A 25,039-nucleotide genomic window follows, 5' to 3' on the forward strand; every position below is an offset into this window, starting at 1 on the left:
GAAAGCGATTGGTTTTTTATGTGCGGATGGCTCGTAGAACCCTGAGTTCCGCTCTCCTTTCTCGGCAACCGCAAGCTGCCAGTCAGCTTTTCGGCCACTCCAGCCATTCGCCATGTTGTCACTCATAACGTCTGCAATTGGCGCGATCCACATCCCGCTTGTTTGCCTGAGGCCCTGATCCGTGGCGAACGGAATGGCGACTTCCAAAGCGAGTTTCTTACATATTGGCAGCATGCAGGACGCCGACGGGTCCGGACCATCCGGTCGCTTATCGAACCCGCGCCGCCATCGCGGATTGTCAGAATCTGGGAGAGCGCAAGAAGAACCATCATCGCCGACGATTACAAGAGGTTGCGCGATTGGCTTCGCAATTTCGCTCCGGCAAACCCCGCAGCCGAGCACCGCTTTAATAGCGGCTTGCTGGTCTGAACGGATGTCGTCCCGCTGCCAACCGAATACACCTCGTCGGCGAAGGATGGTTACGACATGGCTGCCCGCGCAGGCGTCGCTCACTGTCTCGACGAACTTGCCCGAGAGACACGTCAGCGGCAGATCGTGGTGCTGGGCGCAAGTACCGAGAACGGACCAGCGCTCGTAACCACAGTCGTCAATCGACCGAAGATCGTTCGTGGGTCGGATCCGTTGATCGCCGGGTTTCGCCCCTCGCGCGGGCTCGACAACATACTACACGCCCGACTGTCCGGAAGAAATGCCGCCGACCGCACTTCGGTCGAACGCGCCGATCCGACATGGTCCATGGGCGCGACCACGATCCGCGGATTCCCACGTTGCGCGGGGCGACCGTTGCCATTCCGCCGATCTCAAGGCTGTCTGGTCGGCGCCGACGACCGACGCGAGGCTCAAGAAGCGCATCGTGCGCACCGTCATCCACGAGGTGGTCGCCGATATCGATGAAGAAGCCTCAGAGATCGTTCTCTTGATCCATTGGATTGGCGGCGTCCACACCGAACCGTGCCTGCCGAGGAGGCGGCGCGGACAGCGCAACAGCACTTCGGCCGACATCTTGGCCGCCGTCCGGCAACTGGTTCTCATCGCCAATGATGACCTTATTGCCGGCATCCTCAACCGGAACGGCCTGGTGACCGGCCACGGCAATCGCTGGACACGGGAGCGGGTCACGGCGCTCAGCGCCGCGGGACCTGTCACTTGGAACAGTCGCTTGAGGGCGGCAAGGTCGAGCCCCTCGTACTTGAGCGCGAAGGTCAGATGGCCTTCGAGGGTTGGATGTGGGGCATGGCGGGGCGTTATGATCCGCCAAGCGTTCCGCGATGGCGAACGACTGGAGGCTCAGCGGTGCAAATACAGGAGATCGGCGGTCTCACATGAGCGCGCGCCGCCGCAAGGTGGCGGCTCTATCCACCTTGGGGCCTCGGAAGATTTCGGGGAGCCGATTCGAGCGAGGGATCAGACTTCCTCGTAGTCGCCGCGATCGACGCGGATATAGCCGCCGGCGCCCAGCGCCTCGGGCGTCATGACCTCGGGGGCGTCGACTTCAGGTAGGGTCTGGAAAGCACTCGCCCAGTCGTTCTCGAATATCTTGGTAAAATATGCGGCGATGCCCGGATGGGTCAGCCAGACACCTGCTTCGCGGTTTCTGGAGACTGCGGCGTCTGACCAGTTCTGCGAGCTGATGAGAATACTGTCGCCGTCGACGATCACCATCTTGTTGTGGCAGTGCACGAACTCGTCGGTGTTGATGTAGCGGATGTTTTCGGCGATGTTCAGACCGTAGTTGGCGGCGAGGTTTTCGAGGTTCTTCTTCTCCTTCGCGACGTCGCTCTTGCTAAACAGCTTCCCGAGCACGATTCGGACGTCGAGTTCGGGCGCCGCGTTGCGCGCCTCGGCGATTGCGGCAAGCAGCCTGGCGACCAGCGGCTGGGAGGATCTGATATACTGCTGTTCGATGAGGACGGATTTGCGGGCCTTCGCAATCAGACCGGGCACGACGTCCATGTAGTTGTCGGGACTCAGCACCGGTTGGATTGTGAGCGGCGCGTCGAGGTCGAAGGTTTCGCTTGTAAAGAGCTGCTCGGGTTTGCGTGCCGGCGCGCGCTCGACCAGGAAAAACTCGTCCTCGACCGGACGGCGCAGCATCTCAGGTACGGCATCGACAAGGGCCATGTCGGCTTCCAGAATGCCGGCAAAGAAACCGCTAAGCTCTCTCGATCTGATGGCAAGGCCCGTATCGCGGTTTCCCGGACGGAAGACCCCGCCGGAGGCACCATCCTCGACGTTCATCGGAATGCTGTTGACGCTGTAGTTTCCGCTTTGGACCAGGACCCATTCGTTGTCGATTACGATCACCTTCTCGTGCGAGGAACTGAACACATGGACGGTGGGATTGGCACAGGAGGGGGCCGAGACGCCGCGCGCGCCCATCTGCACCAGGCGGTCGAAAATGTCGCTCTCGGTCCTACTGTCGATGTCGAGCATCAGCGAGACCTTCACCTTGCGGGCCATCGCGGCAAGAAGCAGGTCCTCCATGTAGGATGCCGTAAAATCGTAGATGCCGACGAGGATCGATTCCTTCGCGGCGTCGATCAGTCGCTTCGTCACCGCGAAGGTCGAGTCCGGCGAGGCGTAGGCGATGATTTGCTCGCTGAGGTCGAAGGCTGGAACATCGCGCGCCTGGTAACCCTCGAGGTGACAGCTGCGGCCGACCATTTCGGGGACCGCGATCGCGATGGTCGGTTGAGTGCCGACGGCCTGTGCGGTGGCGAGCGTCGGGATGCGGGTCTTCAGAACATAGGTCGGCATGAATTCCCCTTTTGCGGCTATTGCGGTTCGAACGGTTCGGCCTTCTGGACGACGAGCGGCACGTCGACGTCGTTTCCCTGGTGATTGATCGTCAGCGATTCAGGCAGCTTCACCGCCGCGCCGGGCTGCGTGTAGGCGACCACCACCCAACCCGACCGGCCGTATGGCTCGCCTTTTTCGACTCCGACCGCATGCGCGCCGATTTTTGCAAGACCATCGGCGTGCCTTTGTCGTGCGCTGTTGGCCTCGTCGAGCGTCGCCACGATGCCTCCGTCAGAATGCGAATTTCAGGGCGTCCAGCACGGTACGGATGGGCGTGAAGACGCTGCCCTTGGGCGATCCCGCGAAATGCAGGCCGACGATAGCGCCTGTGTCTGCCGCAACGACTAGCGCGCCGGAATCGCCGCCGCCGGTATAAGTGTCGCACAGGACCTGGCCAATGAAGCCGACGACACCGACGCCTTCATAGCGAACGAGCACCCGGAAATCGACGTCGCGTACGACCGATTGCGTATCCCCGGTCGTGCGGCCGCGCTTCTTGACCGCCATGTCGCGCATGGGTGTGGCCACCTTCAGCGGCGTCGCAGCGCCCCAGATTTCGTTGTCGATGTCCGCCAGATGGTCGGGATCTATCTCTGCTAGTGCGGCATCAACGGTATTCGTGAAGCTATCGCCAACCGTGAAGGGCGAAAAGGCGCTCAACGTCGCGATGATATCGGCTGGCTCCGCCCCGCCATCAGCAGGTCCCGGATAGAGGATCGGATCTCCGGCGGCCGCCAGTCCCGACTTGGCCAGAACGTGCGAGTTGCTCAGCAGAAACAGCTTGCGTTCCTTGCGCACGATCGCCCCAAGCGTCCCTGCTGTCACATCCTTGTGCCCTACGCTGAAACCACTCTGCAATGGCGATTGCTTAGCATTCTCCTGTGGAACGATGTCGCCGATTTCCACGATGTCGGTGTAGATCGCCCGGCCGTTCGCCGCCGCCATGACCGGCGGGAGGATCTGATCGGGGCGCAGGTCGCTCATTGCCAGCTTCTGCCGGACATAAAAGACGATCCCGAGGTCATCCCTGCGTTCGCCGTCCGTCACCTTCCGCGCGATGCCGGCGCCGACGACGTTGTCGTCCTCGAAAATCGTGCGGACGCGTTGATAATGCTGAAGCGTCGTAGGGCTCAGCGATTCCGGCTCCGCAATTTCGGGAGCGGTCACGCGATCCAGAATGTCGAGTAAGGTCCTCGGTGTCGCCATGCTCACGTCCCCCCAAGCAAATGCATCTTATGCATGGATTTGTGTCACCCCGATGAATTTTTACCGCGCAGACCGTCGCGTTGCAGAGAAAATACTTCATTCGAACGGGAAGTTTATTGTAGCGCCCGGACTTGCAGTACCCGATCGCTTGATCAGCAAGCTCCCACAAGCTCCCAATGGGTGGTGGTACGATTGCTGATCCGCCTCGCGCGGCCCGACGTTTTCGGCTATTTCCTGACGCAGCTTTGGTCCTTTGATGAGACGGCGGCCGAGCGCGGTGACAAAGGCGTCGCGCAAACCTGAAACGGTTGCCGTATGGCGTCGATCCTCGGTCCTCGACTAATTGGCGGAGATGTACAGGGATTTCCTGAGGGCTTAATCTCGACCGCGCAAGACCGGCTGCGGCTGAGGAGGGGAGGGCGCTTGTCCCTGCGCTTTGGTACTGCCGCCCATCGGGGCCGGCGCGACGTCAAGTCCAAGGGCTTCCTGGGGCTTCCTCCCACGCGGTGCCGACCTTCTTCCCGAAGAGCCTCTTTGTCTGAAGACCGATGCGCGGGCATGGATGGATCAAGGCGTTGCGTCAGGACGACGCCCGGCAGGTGCGTGCGCGCATTGCCGAACTGGAGCGCGACCTCATCGCAACCACACCTCAGGGACGCCATCGACGTTTCGAAGCCGGACATGAGCTTCGCAATGCTAAGTTCCGCCTGGCACGTCTCGAGCAATGCATCGCCGAAATACCGGAGAAATGTAGGCGCTAGCGTTAAATTCGCCGCTACTCAATCCCTGCCGCGCGGTCGGCTGGGAACAGATGCAGACTGCACGGTTAACTCGTCGCCGCGCGTCCGAAGCACATAGTGTGGGGCGTCGATAGTCGCGCTCTTCCCGGCGCCTGAATTCCCGAAGATCACCGACAGTTTGCCGTCGCGCGACGAGCCGTTTTGGACCTATCACTAAGCGCGAGACTGTGGGGAAGGTCAGCCCGCCCGCCGCAAATCCTGATGCCGCGTCCGAGCTGCGCTGAGCAGGCAGGTCTCGTCGCTAATTCCGTCCTGGAAAAGTCGAACCAGCTCAGAGGCAATGTTCTCGGCTTCCGGTGACCCTGGCTGGATATGGCTCTCTTGGCAAAGCTGGTCGAAAACCGACTTGAGGCTTTGCAAATCACTCGGATAGAGGGCTGGGTCAAGGTTGGGACGATCGATCATCTGGGCCTCCCGCGGGCTGAGATCTTGAACGACACAGAGGGCGGCGACGAGGAAACCCGCCGACACGCGAAAATGACCCCGCCGAAAGGGATTGTCATTAAAAAAAGTTGTCGGGTGACGGCTTGGTGCATTCTTGACATCCCGATGTAGGTGGCCACGGATGCCTGGTCCCGTCTGCGAGGAAACGCGGCACAGGTTCGCCGTTCACGAAACAGGGGAGGCTGCGGTCATCGAGACGTTCAACGCCTCCACCACGGCGGGGGCGGACCTGCACGACGCTTTTTGCGTGCGTTGTATTCTTTGAGGAGGATTACAAGTAGTTCGGATCCGCGCCCGATCGCAGCTCGTCTATGTCTTTGTAAGGATGGCTTCTACCTTCTTTTGCATCGAGATTGTCGTGCTGTAATACGGCCAAATGTAAGGCCCGCCAGCGCCTTGATTCAGGTCTTGATTGATTGACGTATATCCAGTGATGGCTGGCGGAGTGGACTGATTGGTTACAAGCAGTTGGAGGGCCGTGATAGGCTTATTGCCTGTTTCGCCGATTTTCCAGACCATGTAAATGTACTTCCCGCCTGCTCCTTGTTTGAGGTCTTGGCCCGTCCATTGCCAACCAGAAGGCGGATTCGATTGCTGTTCATTGTATGCAACGAAGTTGATCGATGTCACAGGATTGCTGTCGCCAAGAATATAACCGATGTAGATGTACTTCCCTCCCACGCCTGTATTCGTGTCGGTGGGCAGGAATTCCCAAGGCGGCTGGTATTTTGGCCCAACACTGTCATCGACGTGATTCGTCAATTGCTGAATCGGCACGGCCATTTTTGGCACTCCAGTTTGTTTTGAATAACGGGGGCAGAGCTTGACCCTTCCGCTGGAGCATCACGGACCCTTGGTTCGCGCGAGAGCGACTGTCGATCAGCAAGTCTCACGCCAATCAAAACTATTATTCTGGAACAATGGGTTAACTCTGGGTGGCGTGTCCCATGTCGGACATTGTCAAATATCCCACAGCTTGGGCCTTTGGTGCCGTTCACCCAATTCGACATAAGACGACTACGCCGCGATCTCCCAGAGATGCCTGCGGCCATCGGCCGTGCCAGCATGTCTGACCCCGTCGGCTTTCGACAACTGGTCGCTTCTTCCGGCCATATATATGGGCAGAAACCGACGTCAGCCCCTGAGTCGGTACTGGAGTGCCTGCCGGTCGGCGACGAGATTGTCGAGGTGCAGCACGGCTGGCTGGTATCCTTGCGCCAATCGTCTAACCAGAGCCCGCGTGCCGTCGACCATAAAGACGCCGCAATCATAACTGTTCGGCTGCTGGGCCATGCGGGCTGGTTCGAGGCGAGCGCCCAGCCTTGCTGCGAACTCTGCTGCGGGCTGGTCATTGTACCCGCGGGCGGAGTCGTAGTGATAGGCGACAGGGCTTTCCCGCACACGGCGGTCGACGAGCAACAGCGACCAGTGGTCGCCGGGGCGATCAGCTTGGGCATTGCTTACTGGCATAAACAGGAAGTCAGCTGTATCGTTACCCCTCTGATCATGGACTATGCGCTGGAATGCGCGTAGCGCGAGGATCTCGGCGCCCAAGCGCAGATGATAAAGGGCTACGAGGGGATCCACGAGCCGCGTCCGCGCGGCGAGATCAGGATTGTCCCTCTGCAGATCCTGTGCCAGGAGCGCGTAATCCGCCAAGATATGCTTGTCGGCCAGCCACTCACTGGCGCCGAGCTCCAGCCCGCCGCCATCGTGGAGCGAGGCTGTCGGATGCAAAGCTCCGACCTGAGCGTCGGACGGTGGGCGCGGGAGCCCCGGCGCATAGTGAGCGTCATCCCGCAGCTCCTGCGGAGTGACCGGCAAATGAACCAGAGAGTCAAGGCCGCCGTAGATGTCCGACTGAGCCCTCGGCGTTGCCGCTGACGCAGCTTCACTCATCGGCCCATGGACGAGCTGAACGTCGGATGGTGGGCGCGGGAGCCCCGGCGCATAATGAGCGTCATCCCGCAGCTCCTGCGGAGTGACCGGCAAATGAACCAGAGAGTCAAGGCCGCCGTAGATGTCCGACTGAGCCCTCGGCGTTGCCGCTGACGCAGCTTCACTCATCGGTCCAACTTCGGCGTGATGGACGGGCTGACCGTCGGATGGTAGGGGCGGGAGCCCCGGCGCATAGTGGGCATCATCCCGCAGCTCCTGCGGAGTGACCGGCAAATGAACCAGAGAGTCAAGGCCGCCGTAGATGTCCGACGGAGCCCTCGGCGTGGCCGCGGGCGCAGCTTCACTCATCGGCCCGACTTCGGCGTGATGGACGAGCTGAACGTCGGATGGTAGGCGCGGGAGCCCCGGCGCATAGTGAGCATCATCCCGCAGCTCCTGCGGAGTGACCGGCAAATGAACCAGAGAGTCAAGGCCGCCGTAGATGTCCGACTGAGCCCTCGGCGTGGCCGCTGACGCAGCTTCACTCATCGGCCCGACTTCGGCGTGATGGACGAGCTGTAGCTGAACGTCGGATGGTAGGCGCGGAAACCCCGGCGCATAGTGGGCATCATCCCGCAGCTCCTGCGGAGTGACCGGCAAATGAACCAGAGAGTCAAGGCCGCCGTAGATGTCCGACGGAGCCCTCGGCGTTGCCGCTGACGCAGCTTCACTCATCGGTCCAACTTCAGCGTGATGGACGAGCTGAACGTCATTCAGTCCTGCCGCCCCCTCAGCCCTTGCGGAAACCGCCCTGGGTGGTTCCATCGTCCGGTCGAACAGCTGTGGCCAGGTGGGATTCCCCGGCCGCGAGTTGGGCAGCGGAGCGGCTTCCGGTCGATATCTGAGGCGAATGGCAACGCCTCGCGGATTGAGTGGGGTTCTCGGCCTACCCCCTAGCGGCAACCAACCCGCCGTGTAGCGCTCGCCATCAATCAAAAAGCTGGTCAGTTGAACCTCCTGGTTCGGCATGAGGTTGCTCCTGTCCAGCGCAGCGATCAACTCGTCTGGCGCGCGCTGGTGGGCGTGGCGCCAGTTCAAGTGACGAACGGCCTCTCCGAAATCCGGGGCCTGGGAATGGCGCGCGGTTGGCGCGAGGGAAGACGGTGGGCCAGCTTCTTCCAGCATCTCCCAAAGTTGATCCTGATCGTAACCTTCCCCGGGGAGGGCCACTGGAGATCCGGCAGCGCGCGGCACGGGGGCAATCTGGCGCTCAGGTTCCAACGCTTCGCTGCGCGGCAGTGACTTGCGAAGGTGAGCCAGTGCGATTCTGGCCCGTTTGTCGGTACTGGGATAGCGATTGACATCTTCATCCAGCGACTTGTCATGAAGCCGAGCAGCAATGCCCGGCATGTTGTTTTGACGCAGGTAGTGACCGAAACTGCTAAGGGCACTTGCGTAGTTCATGGCGGTATATGGACTGAGCCCGCTCGCAGGCGCTGCTGATTTGTACTCTTTGATGAGGGCCGCGTCGTCGGGATAAGGAGTCGGGACAGTACGTCCTATCGTTGGCGCGGGTGCGCCCGCCTGGTATGTCTTCAGATACTTGAGAGCCGGAACGATGGACGACGACCCCCCGTTTCTTTCGAGCTCCTTGACGTCGTCGTCCAGCGACTTGTCGTGAAGCCGAGGAGCAATGCCCTGCTTGTCGTTTTCAACGAGCCAACGACTGAAGTTGAGAAGACAATTCACATGGAGCGTGACGGTGCCGTCCTTGGCCCCACGGGCGATGAGTGCCGCCCTGAGACCCTCCATGAGGGACGCATCTTCGGAATAAAGAGGACGCTTGTCGCCACCTACGCAAACCGTTGTTGAACGATCCGGCTGCAGCGCCGAGGCGCCTAAGATCGCCCCACCACCTCCGGCGTGCGGCGCTGGTATGTAATCTTGCCCGCTCCCCTGCATTATGGGCTGCGCTTCCCTTGACGACGAAGCCAGTTGATGGATGGGGGCCTGCAGCACGCGACCGCCTGAATTGCCGATCGCGCTCAGTTGCCGCTCAATGGCATCCCCTTGGGGATTGCTCAGCGTCCTCTGCCTCTTCGCTGGTCTCAACTGCTCCGGCTGATCCGCCCCTCGCAGAACCTCCTCTGGATTGACAGCCAGCCCCGGCGAGGGGAGGGCTGGGCTTGGCTGATCAACAGCGCCTGCCGGCGAATAGGGAGGTGAGGGCACACCTTGCCAAAAGTTCGCCGTGCCCCAACTGTCGGCTGGCAGCTGACCAGCTTGATCCACCCCCTCCCAAAGCTCCGCTGAATTGAAACTTGACCGCGAGCGGTCGGGTTGATCGTCCAACAGTCGCCGAAGCTCCTCTGGATTGACAGACAGCACTGGCGACTGGACGGCCTGTTCCTCCGCCTGCCGAGAGCCGTCCGCCCCGAAAGGACCCTTCCAGATGCTGCTGCGGCAATCACGAATGATATTCAACCCGGTGGCGGGTGTCGTCTCTGGGCGTCCGCCGACACGAGCCACATCATCGATGAGGCGCCCGCCTTCCATGGAGGGACCATTATGGGGAGGCCTGCGATCAGCTAAAGTACCGGGCTCACGATATTCACGAAGCACCGTCAGCGCGGCTCTCATTGCCTCCTTATCCCGGTCCCCGAATGACTTGACATGTGCGACCAAGGAATTGTGATCGAGTGCAGTAATCGTTTGGCCAGGGCCGAGAGATTTCGCCAATCTGCGAAGAGTCCTATCACACTGCCGGGCCGTGCTCGGTAGCCATCCCCGGCGCGCCGCCGCCGCCTTTACAGCCCCCTCGATGAGGTTCTTGTCTTCCACAGGGGGTTCATTGCGCAGACGTCCGCCAGCAGGAGCGCTGGGATCGCGGTGCTTACGAAGCACCGTCAACGCGGCCACCATTGTCCCGTCATGGGCAAAGAAACTTTTAGCGTAAGCAATCAAGGATTGGTGATCGAGCGCAGAAAGCGTCTTGCCTTGCGACCCGAGATCATCCGCTAATCTGCGAAGGGTCGCTGCATAACTCTTGGCCGTTTGCCCTTTCAGATCCCGGCGCGCAACCCCGGCTTTGACCGCCGCGTCGATGAGGCTCCGGTCTTTATCAGACAGACGAGGATAACAGCGGTCCCGAGGCGCATGGACCCCTGCGACGGGCGCGGCATCGGCTCGGCGCGCCTCGCGCAGCAAGTGCTGCTCAAAGCCATTGTGCCCGGCGTGTGCCGCCTGCTGCCGTTGCATGGCGTCGAACGTCTCCCGCCAAGCCGGATCCGTTGGATTGAAGTTAGGTAGGTCCAAGCTGGTCTCACGTTTATAGGTCACCGGAGGCTCAAAACTACTCGGGCAAGCTGTCGAGAAGCTGACAATCCTCGCCGTCTGCAAAGCGTCTCACGAACGCTCGAAGAGAACAGTCTGCGATCCGGTGTGGGCTGCTCACCCGAGGCCATGGGGATTCTACAACCAGGTTGCCGTTCGGCATCGCGTTGCAGATGCAGGCGCTGTCCATGCTGCTTGATGCGCTCGAACACCCTCATCACCACGGCAGGCCTCAACGACGTCGACCCGAAAGCCTGGCTTGCCGACGTCCTGGCCCGCATAGCCGATCTTCCCGCCTCGCGTCTGCACGAACTACTGCCCTGGGAATGGAAGCGTAGGCTGCCGAACGCGCCTGTCAGTGTGGAACGATGGGCACGATGGGTCACGTCGAGTGCCTTCTGACACCGCTGTCGCGCGATTGCGGAAATGGTCACCGTGATCGACGGTCACCGCGCGACCAAAGCCCGGATCGACGGTTTGAACGCCCATCCCGTCAAGGCGCTCGGCGCCACTTTGTCTGGGCAGTCGCTCATGGCAACCCGGTGCCGATCATCCTGGACGAGTCTCCGAGTTTGAGCACTGCCAGCGAAACGAAATAGGCTAATCGTCCGCGGCATAGGAGTGCGGCTAGATTGGCAACGATGCCGCAGCTTTGCCTGCGTGCAATGTCATTGTCTCTGAGCCGACGGGGACCTTGATGCTTCCTTGCACGACCGAAACAAGCTCACGCGTGCCCTGGCTATGAACGTCCGAGCGATGAATGTGGCCTGCACAATCGTCGAGGACCAGATCTCGAACATGGAGCGGCCTGAGGTCGAGGCTTCCAGTCTCGCCGCGCTTCCATGCGTTGTTCTCTTAGAGTGTTGCGGGATTGGTCCGCTCAATTGCCACCGCGATGCAAGGTCAATCCCGTCAGAATGAGCGTTCGAAACGGAGGATGCCGCCGACGCTGTTCTTTTTGTCGGCGTTAGTCCAGTTCACGTTGGAAGGGTCGACCATCGCAAGGGGGAAGTCGCCGTAGTGGTCAAAGTCGACTTCGGCTGTGATCGTGAAACCTGGAACGACCGTATAGGCGACGTTCGTAGCGAAACCATAGTTCTTGAGTTGGTCGCCCGAGAGCTGAACGTTGAACGAAGTTGTCTCGTTGTATTTGTATTTGGCGCCAGCCCAGAATGCCCAGTTGCCGCCCCAATGTTTGTAGAAGCCGCGACCATGAGCGTCGCTTGCGTTAGTGGAGTCATCGTTGAGCTTGCCATTGGAGCCGTAGCCGAACATTCCGAAAAGCGACAGTTCGTGGGTGACATTGACGTCGACACGGACCTTGCTGGCCACAGAGTCGTAGTTGCTATCGTAAGCGACAACGCCGGTGATCGCGCCCCAGTGTTGTGTGTTTTTCACGCCGCCGACTACGTGCGGAACGTAGCCGTCGATGGTGCCGACCGCGTCCGAGCCTTCTTCGAGGGAAATCACGGCCGAAAAGCCATTGCCCGCGTCAAAATAGTACTGAACCACATTGGTATCGAAGGCGCCGTACGGAACAAGCATCTGATCGAACACGTCGCCCGCGCAGCCAATAAACATGTCGAAGGCCGACCAGTCCTTGCCAACTCGGAGGCCACCGAGCTGAATCCAGGCGTAAGTCAAGGTGATGCCTCCGTTGAAGGCATGATCATGAGGATTGTCCGGACCCGAAGGGTTGTGGTTACCGAAGTTCATGCGGGTTTCGGTATAGGTCTTCAACGTGCCGAGTTCGGTCTCCTGGCCGGTCCAAGTTTGGAATGTGAAGCGCGTGTTGTTTTGCCATGTGCCCTGATCCTCGCCGGCCCCGACGGCCGAGGTTCTTGCGTGGTCATAGGATCCGACATCGCCGAGGCCGATGTCGTAACGGACATAGCCGCCGGTGCGCAGGCAGGTCTCGGTGCCGGGGATGTAGAAGTAGCCCGAGCCGTAGACGTCGCAGATCTTGATGTATTCAGCGACCTCTGGCTCGGCGACGACGATGGCGTCGGCGCGAGCGTCGGAAACGGCGATCATGGCCCCAACCGAGCCGAGGAGAAGGCTCCTAATGTTCATTCTTGATCTCCGTTCAAAGATTAAAAAGGGAAGGACGTCGAACACGAATCCTTCCCTGTCCCACGATCCCAGGATCGATAACGGTGCGGATCGAGCTGCGCTTTTCGCCGTGTTCCCCACCTGTCACGATGGTGGTTCAAGAAAAAATGTGATGAATCGAAGCCATATACTTGCGCAATAGGCTGTTATTTCATGTTGTTTTCTCCGCTGGTTGTGAGCAGACCGTCACGGTTTCTAGATTTGACCGTGCAAGTGACGTGCCATCCTGACAACGTAGCTGCGCGCTGACACTCAAGTTTGCCGGCGGACCTTGGATAGCGCTTGCTTCTTTTTTGCCTTGAGGGTCAGGGCTGAGAACGAAAGCAAACGTCTCGAATATGGTTCGTCCGTTCGATAAGCGACAGTTTCGTTCAATGACGACAGCTTCTGTTTGTTGGAGCCTCGACATTGAGACATCATTCAGTGGCGCCTCTGGTGCGTCAGGCGAGATGCCCCACTGATGCGACATGATGGTCACGAGCGAGGCCGGCATGCATGGCCCGGTCAGTAAGCGTCATCAACTCTGAGAAATGGCGGCGTCCCTTAGTCTTGCATTTAGGGTAACGATGATCTTTCGCATGACGGCAGCGATTGCCAGCATTGGCTTTTTGCCGTTGGTGACGAGGCGTTTGTAGAAGGGGGCGAATTCGCCCTTTCCAGCTGCGGCGCGCAGGGCCGGCATAAACAGCGCGGTTCTGACATCAGGGCGTCCGCCGCGGATTTTTCGGTAGCCTTGCTTTTGTCCGCTGTCGTTTGGGTGTGGTGCAAGGCCAGCAAGGGCTGCAGCTTTACGGCGTGTCATGGAGCCGAGTTCGGGCAGGATAGCCAAGAGCTTAGCCGCCACGATCGGGCCGAGACTGTCCATGGCTGTGCAGATGGCGGCTCGATGCTTAAGGGCGCTGCTGTTGGCGATCAGTTCGCGGATCTCGACATCGATGATTTGGAGCTGGCGCTCGACGACTTTGACCACGGCCTCGAAAGAGGTCGCGAGCTTGCGGCCGCCAGGTGCCTTGGCACGATTCTTCTCTGCGATTTTGATGGCAATGAGTTCCTGGCGGCGGCGAACCAGGGCGCGCAAGCGGGTCTCGTCGGGGTCCGGAGCTTGCCAAAGGGACAGTTTTGCCCAGCGTTCACGGCCGTAGGCTCTCAACATCGCGGCATCGATGGCATCGCTCTTGCCGTGCGTGCCGAAGGAGCGGATGTAGCTCTTGACCTTGAGCGTGTCGGCGCGATGGCAGGCAATGCCGGCGCGCAGGCACTCTTCGAGCAGCAGGCTTTCATGGCCGCCTGTCGGCTCGCACACGACAAGGTCGATGTGTTTGTAGCTCTTCAGGAAAGCACGGACAGCTCTGCGCTGATTGAGGATGGTGCCGGTGGTAGTCCCGTCGGCGACGGTGACACCCGACGTCATCATGGTCCCTGCCGTCTTTGTCCGCCATCGCTTGGAGAGTTGATTGGCCGCTGGCTCGCGCCACGCCCGCAAACAATCCGAAGCCTTATCTTTCGGATCCCGAAAGATAGCGCTGCCGGCCTCAATGCTGTGGTCATTCCCGGGTAGAGCAGAATCCGGGTACTTCGAACGGCCCCTAAGGCAGCAACTAAATTGGTCCTTCTTCAGGTTTACCTTCGAACGGCGTTCCAGGGATGTAGTGGCGTTTGCTACCTAACCCGAAAAATTCAAGGTGGTTGGCGGGTGTGGTCTCCGGGAAATGATTCGGATCGGCTTTAGCAACCAAATCCTACGTCATTTCAACGGCTTGCGCCACATCCGCCAACCACCCTGAATTTTTCGGGCTAGTAGGCTTTTCCAAGAGCGATTCCGCCAAACTCTACGAGGTGTTCCAGTCCTACGTCACTGCCCCGGAAAATACCGTGCGGTGGCGCTGGCAAGTAGGCGACGTCGCTATCTGGGACAACCGTGCTACCCAGCATCATGCGGTTAACACTATGGCGACCAGCACCGGGTCGTGCGTCGCGCCACGGTTGACGGTGACGTTCCGGTCGGCGTCGAGGTCGCCGCAGTATAACCCATGTCAAGGCAGCCAAGCCGGCGGCGAAGGCAGCCTGACCGTCTGAACAGGGGAAAAGATCATGAAGCTTCGTGATCGCTGCGGCCATATCGCGCTGCTTATCCGCCCCACAACGCCTTATGCTTTCCGAGAAGCAAGGCGAGTTGCTGACTTGAGGCTTGGTCCGAAATCGAGGTCCTGCAGCGTGGCGCAGGGCTCGGGTCGCTGCTCATGGCCACGCTGCTGCGGTACAGGTCCATCGCCGCCCCACCATGTCGCCCGCCTGCAACTCGGCGCCAGAAACATGGGATTGTTTATGTATTTGAGCGACGCGAACGGCGTCTTGTGCCGCTCTGCCCATTTCCCCTGCGACAGCGATCATTTCACCTGTGGATCGCTAATGCAAAGGAGCCGAAGTATACAACTCCAGCTTTTCCAGCTTTCAACACCCCAGCTTTGGTCGGAGTAGTGCTTGTCAACGTCTAGGGTGACGGCTGGAGCTGGAGCGGTCATTACAATGGCCAACGCCGTGGCAGCAAGGATCGTTCGTGGCCAGCGAGACCGCAATTTCTGGAGCCTCGAGCGCCCCACAGCGTCTTTTTCTGAGGTAGGCATGTTTCGTTTTCCTTTTGGATCATCACGGATTTGAAGAGGATCTGGTGTTATGTCCCGTTGGGACAGCCGGCGAAGCGGCCGATATTCATGTGGTCGAGTCATAAGTTCTCCTGAATGTTTGTTTTACGAGAACCCTTATGGCAGCCCCAGCTGACAACAGGCTGAAAGCGGTCTTCGGGATGGCAATCCTGTCTGCCGATCGCAGCGAGATCCAACCGAGCTGGGGGGTCCCATGGGATGCGCAGCCTGTATTGCGTTCGGGCGAATGTCATGTGAACTCCTGGGCTAAAGACTGCGCGACGAGCCATGTCGGAACACGTATCATGGCTATGAATATGCAATTGGCGTGCCACCAAACGGGTTGTGAGCAGCGACCACAAATCGGAGGAGTCGCCCTCTGGCCGGCTTGATCCTAACCCCTAGGATGTCTGGATCTGAACACAGATTGTCGTCAATCGGACTCGGACAAAATGCTGTGACCGGCTTCGGCACCGGCTGACGCTAGAGTCCTCGGTTGAGAATTGCGCGTCTGAGGGCGGATTGGGCAACAGGCGATCGCCGGGGCCGGTCGATTTGCGCAGCCGTGTGTTGCGGTTAGCGTGGCGGCATAGGGCCGTACGTGCGAGCCCGCCTCGTAGCAGAGGTGGATCCGATCGAACTTGGCGGCGATCCGTTAGATAACGCGGCGCATGCTTGTGTCCGATGCATCGACCTCACCGAAGTAGAGAACCTCTCCTTCCCGGCCGGCTTCCGCAATCGTCGGGACGCACAGGCTCCGCCGTCAAAATCTCGAATGTTCGATGATGGCTCATACTGTCGCTCATAGGATTCTCCGCATGATTCATGCTGAAAATGAGCGATCAACCGCCTTCACACTACGTGGGGACGCGGGGCGGTGTCTTTGGGAAGGTGATGGTGCGCTTGTCGCTGACGGCGAGGTGCTCATACCATCACCATCCAGCCAAAAGATTGCTGCGAAATACAGGTTTTGTGAAGACGGAACGGACTGACATAGCGCAAAGACACAGGCGAGCGCGGTGGTAGGGATGACAGTTATCAGCATAGGAACGGTACCTGTTGCAAACCTCACTGACAAAATATCGCGAGGCCCGCCTGCCTTGGTACACCATCTATCCGACTGTGTCGGAGTTCTCTGGGGCGGTTGGAGCCGAGGCTTATGAGGAATGGCTCAGGAACCTGCCGGCTGACGATCCGGTGTCACTCTATTTCCATGTTCCGTTCTGCCGATCAATGTGCTGGTATTGCGGCTTCCCCACCACCATCACCCGCCATAATGCACCGATCCACAACTATCTGGCGGTGCTGCTTGACGAGATCCGTTTGGTCTCAGAACGAGCGCCGCAGGCGCTGCCTGTGAGCGACGTTCATTTCGGCGGCGGAACGCCGACTCTCATCGGGCCAGCTGATTTCCTCGCTCTGATGGGATTCCTGCGCCACCGCTTTGCGCTCACGAAAACAGCTACGGTCGCCGTCGAGATTGACCCACGCACGCTCACGGCCGAGATGGCCGATGCCTTAGGAGCAGCCGGCGTCAGCCGCGCGAGCCTCGGCGTGCAGAGCTTCGACCCCATTGTTCAAAAAGCGATCAACCGGGTCCAGAGTGAAGCACAAACGGTGGCCGCCGTCGAAATGCTGCGTCGCAACGGAATAAGCCGCATCAACTTCGACCTCATCTTCGGTCTCCCGCATCAAACGGTGCAGTCTTGCGTCGAGACCGCGAGGACGGCGGTCGCCATGCGCCCCAGCCGGCTCGCGGTGTTCGGTTACTCGCACATTCCGTCCTTCATAAAGAATCAGCGCCTCATCGAGGACGCATCTCTTCCGGGCAGCGCTGCCCGCGCCGAACAGGAGGCGGCCGTGGCCGTGACGCTGATTGCCGCCGGCTACCGAGAGATCGGGCTTGACCATTTCGCCTTGCCGGATGACGAGCTCGCGCTGGCCCAGAAAACCGGTCGCCTGCGGCGCAACTCGCTGGGCTACTCGGGCGACACCTGCAAAACCCTGATCGGTTTCGGCGCGTCGGCTATCGGCCGTGTCGGCGAGGGGTACGTCCAGAATGAGGTTACACGGGAGTCCTATATCGGACACGTCGCAGCTGGCCGTCTGGCGACGTCAAAGGGCTGCCGCCTTAGCGACGACGACCGCGTGCGAGCTGCAATCATCGAGCGACTAATGTGCGATCTCGAGGCCGATGTGCCTGCAATCTGTGCCGCCCACGGATCTGATACGATCCGTTTGCTCGATTCAGCTAAAGGCTTGGCTATGCTGGCCGAGGACGGGATAGTGGACATCGAAAAGGGTTTTATCCGCGTGCGGCCGGAGCATCGATTTGTGGTTCGCTCTGTTGCTGCTGCATTCGATTCTTTTCTCGACCGGATTGTCCCGTAACGGCGCGCCCTATGGGCGGACAGGTCTCCGGGCCGTTCTGCAGGGCGACGATACCTCGGCGTTGGCCGTTGCAGAAGGTAAGACCAGGGCGACTTCAACTAAACGGGGCGTTCCGCCTCCCGCCGATTTCGCGCGCGCGAATCTGGAAATCAAGCCCATACAGCGCCGGTGGCAGCCATTCAGTCGGACCGTGAGGGCGAGCGCACCCCGTGCGACCGCGATAGGCCGAGACCGCTGCTCCGCCCACGCCCCGAACAGTTCCATCTGCGCAGGGAATGGCAGCCGCTTCGGGACCGCGTGCTAGACCTCCTCCGTCCAACTACGGTGATTGCGCTTTAAGGGCGTACGCCTCGTGTGCGAGCTGCCGCAGCTGCCGTCCCCATTCGCGAGCCTCAGCCGTCTTGGTGCAGTTGAGGAGAGTGTGAGCATGCGGCTTCTCACAACACTGTGGATTGTCCAACGGCAACTTGGTGCTGGCGGTGCTTTCTCAGTTGAACTTGAGGCCTGCCTGCACGAACACGCCATACCGCTCAGCCTCCCAATGCAGTTCCTTCGGCCTCCCCCCGAGCGGCGTCTCCTCGAAATGCGCGGTGCCAGTAGATGCCGCGCATTGGCAGCGGCCGATCTTGAACAAATTCGTGACCTTGTAGTTCAACACCGCCTCGAGCTGGACGCCATGCCCGTCGCCGTCGTCGGGAAGCGGGTTGATCCCGGGGCGCAGATGGTGGCGATCCTTGCCGTCAAGCCGCGTGAACCGAAACGCCACGTCGCCAGAGAGGCTGAGTCGTTCGGTGAGTTGCGTCTGCCGGCCAGGCCGAGTCGCAGCGATGCCAATCGTTGTCCTGGCTGATGATACCGACGTTGGTTGGGATGGCTGGTACGCAAATCCGCTGCGCGCAACCGACGGCGTCGTAGCTCTTGCTCCAGAAATTGTAGCCCGACAAGAGCAGCGATGCGGTAGCGCGGCGTGTTCCAGAAATTGTAGCCGAGCCGCGAGACCAGCACCGTGCCGCTAGTGTAGAAAAGTCCTTCGATGCTTCGCCGCTATCCCTCGACGTCCGGTCGGGCGAATGCCTGGTCATCACGGCGCCGGCGGCTCGTGCAAGACCATGCTGTCGCGCATTCTTGTCGGACTGGAGACCGCCGACAGCGGCCGTTGCGCCATCGACGGCAAACCGGTGCATGGGGTCTGCCGAACGCGCGCTGATCTTCCAGGAACCACGCCTGCTGCTCTGGCTGACAGTGCTCCGCAACGTCGCCGTCGCCGCGGTTGAGGCGGCGCGGCACGGTTGATGCTCCATCGCGTCTTGTGGCCAAATTGCTGCCAGAACGTGTCCGCTTTGCCTCCTAATTGCGACGTGGAACGCTCTCCGACACACGTAGGCGGACAGCACCAATTTGGCACCGCTGCGGCGAGCAGTTCGAAGTTCCATTCAATCGAAACCAAAGAGGAGGAGGCAGTGGCGAAGGCGAAAGGTTCGATGAAGACGGCCAAGACGGAGGGAAGCAATTCGGTTTCCGTATGGGAGGACGATCCTGGAACGGGGGTACTGGTTAGCCGACCCATTCCAGACCTTTCCAGGAAGCCTCTTGCCTTTGGGTTTCCCAAGCCTGCTCCAAAGCCAAGCGTATATCCTCCCGGAGCGGCCGATTTCAGGTATTGGACTGCAGCCGAAGCGTTGCGACGGGGCGCAGACTTCTGGTCGGCGCGCGTTCCGCTGACGAAGTGGCAGGTCGGTGCGACGCTGAAGGTCATCCTCGACGAAGGAGTCGATCTCAACGCCTATTATGATCGCACGGCGCTTAACTTCTTCCACGGCCACTCTCCAACGGGCACCGTCTATTCGGGAGAGAGCCCCGATGTGGTTTGCCACGAGATGGGACACGCGGTGTTGGACTCCTTCAAGCCGGAGTTGTGGGACGTAGGCAGCCAGGAAGTCGCGGCATTCCATGAATCTTTCGCGGACATCAGCGCCATCTTGTCGGCCATCCAGCTACCGTCGCTCCGCACCAGCATACTGGAGGATACATGCGGCCGCCTGTACAGGAACTCACGGCTTTCTCGCCTCGCTGAGCAGCTCGGAGCGGCCATCCGCGCGCGGCATCCGGACACTGTAGATGCGGACTGCCTGCGCAACGCAGTGAATTCCTTTGCGTACCAAGATCCGAGCACGCTCCCCAATTCCGCTCCGGCAGCACACCTTTCCTCCGAGCCGCACTCGTTCTCGCGAGTTTTTACAGGCGCGTTCTTCGAGTCGCTCGGTACGGCTCTTTCCGCCAAGGCGCAAAATCCGGCGATGCCGACGGAGGCTGAATTGCTATCAGTTGCAAGCGATCTGGCTGGCATTCTCATAACTGCGATCAAAGCTTCGCCGGTGGTGCCCAACTGGTACGCCCAAGTGGCCGCGAATATGGTGATCGCAGCTGGCTCGGTGGATGCCAGATACCCGCCGATCATCAAGGCAATCTACGTGCGTCGTTTGATCCTCTCTCTGCACTCCGCAGCGAGTATTGCCCATGTGCCGCCGGCGCGAGCTGCCGTGGCTGCCCCCACTACCGCACAGGAAGACCTGGCCGAGACAGCGTTGCCCGCAGACGACTACGGCATCAGCGGGGTGCTCTTCGTCAAGACGCCATCTCAGAGTTGCCATTTCGTCGCATTAAGCGCGGCCGGCGACTTGTCTTCGGTACAGCCTCTGGGCGCAGCGACCGCGGCTCAGATGTTCGTCGACGATCTGTTTTGCCGAGGTCGCGTGGACTATGGCAAGGTGGTCTTGCCTGAGGCTCGGCTGGATCACGGACATAACCTAAAGTCACATCGGCTGGTGATGGCCCCCGGCGGCGCGCGCTTGGATAGGCTGCTATTCGATTGCGGCTGTAGATGCCAATGATAAGTTGGGCAATATGATAGTGGAACTTGATTGAGAGAGCGAAGGTGCCATCTAAAAGGGAGGCCGATCTAATCGTCCCGGACGACGCCGAGAAAGCGGCGTTCGTACGAGGTTTGATCGAACGGGGCGAAGCCGTAGAGGCCAATCCCGACGGCTCTTTGCCTCCTGGGGCCACGCATCTAATTGTCGGCAAGACAGAGAATGGGCTGCCGATCGTAATGCGTGCCAGGTTCAGCGCATTCTAGACCCACCCACCACATCGTCCTGGAAGACTATGTCAAAGATCGGCAAAGCTGACCTCAACGACCGACTGCTGCGCAGAGCAGCTATTAGGTGAGAGCCTCAGGAAGTTCACCTATGAATCAGAGGCCGACAATCGGCTGGTGGGCCGCTGGTACGGCGCGCGCTAAGTTGCCGAAACTTCCGTTTGTCGCTTGAAGCCAACCTTGGCGAATTAACAAATGGCGTGCCCTACGATGCGGATGCTGCGACCTTGGAAGGCACACCGCGTCCGAACTCGACGTCCCAGCTTCGCTCCACGGGTGCGGCTTCGCCACTCAACCCGAGTTTGGGGAAAAGCAGTTCGGCGACGTTGAACGCCTCTTCCAGGTGCGGGTAGCCGGACGCGATGATCGTTTCGATGCCGATGTCCTGATACTCACGTATGCGCGCTGCAACATTGTCGGGATTGCCGACCAGCGCCGTTCCCGCGCCGCCACGCACCAGCCCAGGTCCAGCCCACAGATGCGGACCGACAACCAGCCGGTCGCGCCGGCCCTGATGAAGTGCCGACATTCGCTTCTGCCCAACGGATTCCGAGATGTGGACAAATCCGTTCTGGGCTTCGGCGATCAGGTCGTCGGTGACGTGGCTGATCAGCCGGTCAGCGGCAGCCCAGGCCTCATCCTCCGTTTCGCGTACGATCAGATGAATGCGAAGGCCGAAACGGATCGTGCGGCCTTGTGCAGCCGTTGCTTTCCTCACGCGATCGATCTTCTCAGCAAGCTGGTCCACCGGTTCGCCCCAGCTCAGATAGGCGTCCACATGCTTGGCGGCGATTGCAATGCCGGCGTCGGAAGAGCCTCCGAACCAGAGTGGCGGATGGGGTTGCTGAACCGGCGGGAAGGAAATGTCGGTGCCGTGGGCGGACAGGTACTTGCCCTCGAAATCCGCTGGCTCACCCGAAAGGATCCGCCGCCAGATGGTCAGGAACTCGTCGGTTTGCGCATAGCGCTCGTCATGGCCGAGCTTGTTGCCGTCGCCGGCGAGGTCGGCTGGATCTGCACCGGTGACGACATTGAGCAGGACGCGGCCGCCGGAGATGCGGTCCAAGGTGGCGGCATGACGGGCAAACAGGGCCGGTGTTCCGCTGCCCGGCCGAAGCGCCACGAGGAACTTCAGCCGTTCGGTGAGCGGGATCAGCCCGGCCGCTACGATCCAGGCGTCCTCACACCGCGTCCCCGTGGGCAGCAGCACGCCCTTGAAGCCAAGCCGGTCGGCGGCCTGGGCGATCTCCTTGAGATAGCCGAAGGTTGCCGGGCGGTGGCGCTCGTCGGTGCCGAGATACGGTCCATCGCCATGCGTCGGCAGGTACCAGTAGAGGTCGAGCGGCTTGCTGGGCATCGGATTGTTCCTTCAGCGATTTGGAATGTGTGGGCAGGCAAGCTTCAGAGCTTGCCCTTCCAGGGGATGAGATGGTGCTCCAGCCAGCGCATGCCGCTGGTGAAGGCAAAGGCAAGGATGGCGATGACGATGAGGCCGACGAAGACGACGTCGGTGGCGAGGAAATTGGCGGCCGACATGATCATGTAGCCAAGGCCCGACTGGGCCGCGATAAGCTCGGCCGCGACCAGCGTCGACAATCCGGCACCGATGGCAATCTTCAGGCCGGTCATGATTTCCGGCAATGCGGACGGCAGGATGATGGTGGTGAACAGTTGCAGCCGGCTGGCGCCGAGCGACAGCGCGGCATTGATGCGTTCAACCGGCACTGACCGGACACCGGCCTGTGCGGCAAAGCAGATTGGGGCAAAGGTTGACAGCGACAGGAGCACGATCTTGGAAGTCTCGCCGATGCCCAGCCAGATGATCAGCAGCGGCAGGTAGGCCAGCGGCGGCAAGCCCCAGTAGAGATCGATCGGCACGCTGAAGATGCCTTTGACCCAGCGATTGAGGCCCATCAGCAGGCCAAGCGGAATGCCAAGGAAAATGCCGACGCCGAGCGCCGCCGCGATACGGCCCAGGCTTGCCAGTGTGTGGTCGAGAAGCGTGCCGTTGGCATAACCGTCGGCCCAGACGGCACTGAACTGGGTCAGCACCTCGGCCGGAGACGGCAGGAACAGCGGCGACGCCCAGCCAAAGCGCGCGGCGATGAACCACAACGCAATCAGCGCAGCCAGCGTGACCAAGCTGATGCCGAGCGTGCTTGTCGACGCGGATCGGCGTGGCCGGAGGGACGGCCTGCGCTGGGTCGTCGAAGGTGGGAACGAAGTCGGAGAATTGGCGGCAAGCGTCATTGCAAGGTTCCTGTGCGGGCGCCTTCCGGCTGGTGGATCAGCGAGCGGATTTCCTGACGCAGTTCAATGAAACGAGGGTGGGACTGGATCGGCCCGATGTCGCCACTCCTGGCAAACTCGCGGACGAAATCGGCCTCGAACCTGGCAACGATACGGCCAGGTCGTGGAGACATCACAACGATGGTCGTGCCGAGCGTGAGGGCTTCCTCGATGGAATGGGTGATGAACAGGATCTGCTTGCCGGTCTTGGCCCAGACCGAGGCCAGAAGCTGCTGCATTGTCTCGCGCGTCAGACTGTCGAGGGCGCCGAACGGCTCATCCATCAGCAGGATCTTCGGATCGGTGGCCAGGGCTCGCGCGATGCCGACGCGCTGGCGCATGCCGCCGGACAGTTCATAGGGCGGCTTTTCGGCGAAATCGGCGAGCCCGACCAGTTCCAGCAGACGCCTTGATCGCTCATGGCGTTCGCTGCGCCGCACGCCCCGGTATTTCAGGCCGAGAGCAACATTTTCCAGCACATTGGCCCAGGGCAACAAGGTATCCTTCTGGAAGACGACACCACGATCGCCGCCGGGCGCGACAATCTCCTTTCCATCCAGAGTGATCGTGCCCTCGGTGAGCGGCAAGAAGCCGGCGATTGCGTTGAGCAATGTCGACTTGCCGCATCCGGAAGCACCGACGGCGACGACAATGGAATCAGGTGCAATGTCGAGCGAGACGTGATCGAGCGCGTGAACGTCCTGGCCGTCGGAAGCTGGAAAGGTGACGCTGGCGTCGCGAATTCGAAGCATGGTGGCCTCCAGGCAGTCTGGCTGGCGAGATTGCCGCCAGCCAGAACCGAATGTCGTTCAGGGATGTCTAGTTGGAGGCCTTGGCGGCCTGCACATATTGCGGGTCGGCGGCTGCGGCGTAGCTGTCCTTGATGGCGGTGATCTTCTTCTGGTCCTTCAGGAAGCCCGCAGTGTCCTTGAGGATTTTCGCGACGGCGCTCTTGTCACCACCGCCCAGCCATTTATCGGAAACCTGCTCATCGAGTGGCGGAACAACCGTCGTCTTCAGCTGCTCCGAATTCTCGGCCGCCGTGCCGCCCTGCAATTTGGCGATCGCCTTGGCGCTCTCGGAGTCCGGTCCCCAGGAAGCTGGGTTGGTCAGGTATGACGTTGTGTAGCCATCGATCAGCCGGACATACTGGCCGAGGAAGTCGGGATTGGCCTTGGCGAATTCACCGGTCACGACAAGTGCGCTGAAGGTCGGAGCGCCACGATCGGCGACCTGGCCGGCTGTGAGCAGGACCTTTCCGTTCTTCTTGAGTTCGGAGAGTGCCGGATCCCAGACGAAGGCGCCATCGATGTCACCGCGCTTCCAGGCAGCGACGATTTCGGGCTGCGGAATGGCGATGACCTGGGTTTCCTTCTCCGTGATACCTTCCTGCTTGAGTACGGCGAGAAGCTGGTAATGGTCAGTCGAGACGGGTGCTGCGGCGAGCTTCTTGCCCCGCAAGTCGGCCGGCGACTTGATCTCGGGCCGCACCACCAGGGCTTCGCCGTCACGAGAGACCGAGGAGATGTAGAACGCCTTCACGTCGATGCCCCTGCTGACAGCAGCGGCGAACGGGCTCGATCCGACATCGCCAATCTGGACGTCGCCGGATGCAATGGCGGCGAAAATGTCGGCGCCCGAATTGAAGCGGCGGAATTCGATGTCCCAGCCGGTCTTCTTGGCAAGATCGCCATTGGCAATGCCGAGATTGTATGGATTGGCACCCGTCTGGTAGGCGATGACGACTTTCTTGTCGGCGGCAAGCGCTGCGGCGGAGCTGGCAGCCAGGGCAAGCCCGACAAGGGCAGCGGAAATCAGTTTTCGCATGGGCGTAATCCTTTGAAGGAGGTCATGGCCTCGATTGCCAGCCCCATCGTGGGGACCACGCATTATAGTCCACTAATTTTATAGACTTAACAGAAATGAAATCCTGAAAACGCGTCTTGGGTTGAAAAATTGACCAGCTT

General features: G+C 60.4%; 17 protein-coding genes and 4 pseudogenes. 6 read left to right on the top strand and 15 right to left on the bottom strand.

Annotated elements, in window-relative coordinates; genetic code table 11:
• Window positions 1-922: 922 nt before the first annotated feature.
• The 5 genes and pseudogenes from OHD58_RS27305 to OHD58_RS30835 form a co-directional block, all read right to left on the bottom strand.
• Window positions 923-1,111 carry a hypothetical protein gene (locus tag OHD58_RS27305; protein WP_263806781.1) on the bottom strand — a complete coding sequence of 63 codons (189 nt, stop codon included), beginning with the start codon at window positions 1,109-1,111 and terminating at the stop codon, window positions 923-925.
• Between the two features lie 314 nt (window positions 1,112-1,425).
• A complete protein-coding gene (locus OHD58_RS27310; RefSeq protein ID WP_263791495.1) occupies window positions 1,426-2,778 on the bottom strand; it encodes a phospholipase D-like domain-containing protein in 1,353 nt (450 codons plus the stop codon).
• Between the two features lie 17 nt (window positions 2,779-2,795).
• Window positions 2,796-3,041: a hypothetical protein gene (locus OHD58_RS27315; RefSeq protein ID WP_263806782.1), complete on the bottom strand. Its 246-nt coding sequence runs from the start codon at window positions 3,039-3,041 to the stop codon at window positions 2,796-2,798.
• A gap of 10 nt (window positions 3,042-3,051) precedes the next feature.
• Window positions 3,052-4,026: a S1 family peptidase gene (locus tag OHD58_RS27320; protein WP_263791492.1), complete on the bottom strand. Its 975-nt coding sequence runs from the start codon at window positions 4,024-4,026 to the stop codon at window positions 3,052-3,054.
• Window positions 4,027-4,230: 204 nt separating this feature from the next.
• Window positions 4,231-4,317: pseudogene (locus tag OHD58_RS30835) on the bottom strand (CopG family transcriptional regulator); the annotation flags it as partial.
• Between the two features lie 257 nt (window positions 4,318-4,574).
• On the opposite strand from OHD58_RS30835, the gene OHD58_RS27325 reads away from it, so the two are divergent.
• The gene (locus OHD58_RS27325) at window positions 4,575-4,787 is read left to right on the top strand and encodes a hypothetical protein (protein WP_263806783.1); all 213 of its coding nucleotides are present in this window, start codon (window positions 4,575-4,577) and stop codon (window positions 4,785-4,787) included.
• A gap of 216 nt (window positions 4,788-5,003) precedes the next feature.
• Here OHD58_RS27325 and OHD58_RS27330 read toward each other — a convergent pair whose 3' ends face one another.
• From OHD58_RS27330 to OHD58_RS27340, 3 genes are all read right to left on the bottom strand, one after another.
• Window positions 5,004-5,231 (bottom strand): hypothetical protein, encoded by a 228-nt coding sequence (locus OHD58_RS27330; protein ID WP_081482278.1) that lies wholly within the window; start codon window positions 5,229-5,231, stop codon window positions 5,004-5,006.
• 348 nt (window positions 5,232-5,579) lie between these two features.
• Window positions 5,580-6,053: a hypothetical protein gene (locus OHD58_RS27335; protein WP_006205731.1), complete on the bottom strand. Its 474-nt coding sequence runs from the start codon at window positions 6,051-6,053 to the stop codon at window positions 5,580-5,582.
• Between the two features lie 351 nt (window positions 6,054-6,404).
• Window positions 6,405-10,547: a Ulp1 family isopeptidase gene (locus tag OHD58_RS27340; protein ID WP_263806784.1), complete on the bottom strand. Its 4,143-nt coding sequence runs from the start codon at window positions 10,545-10,547 to the stop codon at window positions 6,405-6,407.
• 144 nt (window positions 10,548-10,691) lie between these two features.
• Between OHD58_RS27340 and OHD58_RS27345 the strand changes: the two are divergent.
• Window positions 10,692-10,883, top strand: a pseudogene (locus OHD58_RS27345) (transposase domain-containing protein); the annotation flags it as partial.
• Window positions 10,884-11,393: 510 nt separating this feature from the next.
• On the opposite strand, the gene OHD58_RS27350 reads toward OHD58_RS27345, so the two are convergent.
• Together OHD58_RS27350 and OHD58_RS27355 are read right to left on the bottom strand one after the other, a co-directional pair.
• Complete coding sequence (locus OHD58_RS27350; RefSeq protein WP_263806812.1) at window positions 11,394-12,554, bottom strand: porin; 1,161 nt, start codon at window positions 12,552-12,554, stop codon at window positions 11,394-11,396.
• 556 nt (window positions 12,555-13,110) lie between these two features.
• Window positions 13,111-14,004 (bottom strand): transposase, encoded by an 894-nt coding sequence (locus OHD58_RS27355; RefSeq protein ID WP_263806785.1) that lies wholly within the window; start codon window positions 14,002-14,004, stop codon window positions 13,111-13,113.
• 383 nt (window positions 14,005-14,387) lie between these two features.
• Between OHD58_RS27355 and OHD58_RS27360 the strand changes: the two are divergent.
• A pseudogene (locus OHD58_RS27360) lies at window positions 14,388-14,661 on the top strand (TauD/TfdA dioxygenase family protein); the annotation flags it as partial.
• A gap of 1,633 nt (window positions 14,662-16,294) precedes the next feature.
• On the top strand, window positions 16,295-17,626 hold the full coding sequence (gene hemN / locus OHD58_RS27365) for an oxygen-independent coproporphyrinogen III oxidase (protein ID WP_065518348.1): 1,332 nt from the start codon (window positions 16,295-16,297) through the stop codon (window positions 17,624-17,626).
• Between the two features lie 487 nt (window positions 17,627-18,113).
• Here the strand turns inward: hemN and OHD58_RS27370 are convergent, their stop codons facing one another.
• On the bottom strand, window positions 18,114-18,392 hold the full coding sequence (locus OHD58_RS27370) for a hypothetical protein (RefSeq protein ID WP_263806786.1): 279 nt from the start codon (window positions 18,390-18,392) through the stop codon (window positions 18,114-18,116).
• Between the two features lie 278 nt (window positions 18,393-18,670).
• On the opposite strand from OHD58_RS27370, the pseudogene OHD58_RS27375 reads away from it, so the two are divergent.
• Window positions 18,671-18,886, top strand: a pseudogene (locus OHD58_RS27375) (ATP-binding cassette domain-containing protein); the annotation flags it as partial.
• Between the two features lie 200 nt (window positions 18,887-19,086).
• Window positions 19,087-20,517 carry a hypothetical protein gene (locus OHD58_RS27380; RefSeq protein ID WP_263806787.1) on the top strand — a complete coding sequence of 477 codons (1,431 nt, stop codon included), beginning with the start codon at window positions 19,087-19,089 and terminating at the stop codon, window positions 20,515-20,517.
• Between the two features lie 471 nt (window positions 20,518-20,988).
• Here the strand turns inward: OHD58_RS27380 and ssuD are convergent, their stop codons facing one another.
• The 4 genes from ssuD to tauA all read right to left on the bottom strand — a co-directional run bounded on the left by ssuD (window position 20,989) and on the right by tauA (window position 24,899).
• Window positions 20,989-22,140: an FMNH2-dependent alkanesulfonate monooxygenase gene (ssuD, locus tag OHD58_RS27385; protein WP_263806788.1), complete on the bottom strand. Its 1,152-nt coding sequence runs from the start codon at window positions 22,138-22,140 to the stop codon at window positions 20,989-20,991.
• 44 nt (window positions 22,141-22,184) lie between these two features.
• Window positions 22,185-23,033: an ABC transporter permease subunit gene (locus OHD58_RS27390; protein ID WP_263806789.1), complete on the bottom strand. Its 849-nt coding sequence runs from the start codon at window positions 23,031-23,033 to the stop codon at window positions 22,185-22,187.
• Window positions 23,030-23,824: a taurine ABC transporter ATP-binding protein gene (locus OHD58_RS27395; protein ID WP_263806790.1), complete on the bottom strand. Its 795-nt coding sequence runs from the start codon at window positions 23,822-23,824 to the stop codon at window positions 23,030-23,032. The genes OHD58_RS27390 and OHD58_RS27395 overlap by 4 nt, the downstream gene beginning before the upstream one ends.
• A gap of 67 nt (window positions 23,825-23,891) precedes the next feature.
• Window positions 23,892-24,899, bottom strand: a complete 1,008-nt coding sequence (gene tauA, locus OHD58_RS27400; RefSeq protein WP_263806791.1) for a taurine ABC transporter substrate-binding protein — start codon at window positions 24,897-24,899, stop codon at window positions 23,892-23,894.
• Window positions 24,900-25,039 lie beyond the last annotated feature (140 nt).

Origin of the sequence: Mesorhizobium sp. ZC-5, assembly GCF_025753855.1 — a bacterium.
Classification (GTDB): domain Bacteria; phylum Pseudomonadota; class Alphaproteobacteria; order Rhizobiales; family Rhizobiaceae; genus Neomesorhizobium.

Bases quoted from the DNA above. Each gene is read 5' to 3' on its own strand.
- OHD58_RS27310 (WP_263791495.1), bottom strand. From the start codon at position 2,778: ATGCCGACCTATGTTCTGAAGACCCGCATCCCGACGCTCGCCACCGCA.
- OHD58_RS27320 (WP_263791492.1), bottom strand. From the start codon at position 4,026: ATGGCGACACCGAGGACCTTACTCGACATTCTGGATCGCGTGACCGCT.
- OHD58_RS27325 (WP_263806783.1), top strand. From the start codon at position 4,575: ATGCGCGGGCATGGATGGATCAAGGCGTTGCGTCAGGACGACGCCCGG.
- OHD58_RS27330 (WP_081482278.1), bottom strand. From the start codon at position 5,231: ATGATCGATCGTCCCAACCTTGACCCAGCCCTCTATCCGAGTGATTTG.
- OHD58_RS27335 (WP_006205731.1), bottom strand. From the start codon at position 6,053: ATGGCCGTGCCGATTCAGCAATTGACGAATCACGTCGATGACAGTGTT.
- OHD58_RS27350 (WP_263806812.1), bottom strand. From the start codon at position 12,554: ATGAACATTAGGAGCCTTCTCCTCGGCTCGGTTGGGGCCATGATCGCC.
- OHD58_RS27355 (WP_263806785.1), bottom strand. From the start codon at position 14,004: ATGACGTCGGGTGTCACCGTCGCCGACGGGACTACCACCGGCACCATC.
- ssuD (WP_263806788.1), bottom strand. From the start codon at position 22,140: ATGCCCAGCAAGCCGCTCGACCTCTACTGGTACCTGCCGACGCATGGC.
- OHD58_RS27390 (WP_263806789.1), bottom strand. From the start codon at position 23,033: ATGACGCTTGCCGCCAATTCTCCGACTTCGTTCCCACCTTCGACGACC.
- OHD58_RS27395 (WP_263806790.1), bottom strand. From the start codon at position 23,824: ATGCTTCGAATTCGCGACGCCAGCGTCACCTTTCCAGCTTCCGACGGC.
- tauA (WP_263806791.1), bottom strand. From the start codon at position 24,899: ATGCGAAAACTGATTTCCGCTGCCCTTGTCGGGCTTGCCCTGGCTGCC.